This is a genomic window from Citrobacter sp. VF227, assembly GCF_052950715.1.
Window position 1 is genome coordinate 1 of record NZ_JBRFVF010000152.1, and the last position, 616, is coordinate 616.

General features: G+C 69.5%; 1 protein-coding gene. It reads right to left on the bottom strand.

Going from position 1 to position 616, the window contains the following annotated elements; genetic code table 11:
- Nucleotides 1-588, bottom strand: a 588-nt coding sequence (locus ACU8YC_RS25590; RefSeq protein WP_446896047.1) for a metallophosphoesterase, incomplete at its 3' end; no start/stop codon positions are given.
- Nucleotides 589-616: the final 28 nt, after the last annotated feature.

Here is a 616-nt window from a genome sequence, read left to right on the forward strand (position 1 = left end):
GGCGACCACCGGAGCGGGCGCGGCGGCGATGATCGAACGGATCGCCGGCATGCTCTGCGCGAACGTGGCGTAGTCTGGATTGTTCTCGAACCAGTAGTTGCCGTCCTGCGACTGCCCCGACAGCGGTGGGTGGCTGACGAGGAGCGTCGGGCGCTCGTCGTCGAGGAGCACGCGCAGCGCGTCGAGGTCGCCAGGTCCGAGGCGGAGCGGTCGCGTGTGCGTCAGTGCCACGTCCGGCTGCCGGAAGGCCAGGCGAACGGGACCGAGATCGACCGCGCGGCTCCCGAGGGGAGCCTGTAGGACGGCCTCGTTCTCGGCAAGCGACAGGTGAGCGACGTCGTGGTTTCCGCAGACGTGGTGGCGACGCTCATCGAGGCCTGCGAAGACTTCGGCGACAGCGCGCTGGAGAACGACGTCCGTCGCCGCGTCCACGTCCGAGATGCGGTTGCCGAGGTCGATGATCGCGTCCGCATCGCCGGCCTCGTCGAGGAAGCGTCGCAGAAGCGGTAGCGCGGCGCTGCCGCGCTTGGTGCGGTGGTCAGCGCCGTGGTGGATATCGGCGACGACCGCGATGCGGGTCGGTTTCATCGCGAGGTTCCGGGAGGTGTCCAGGATC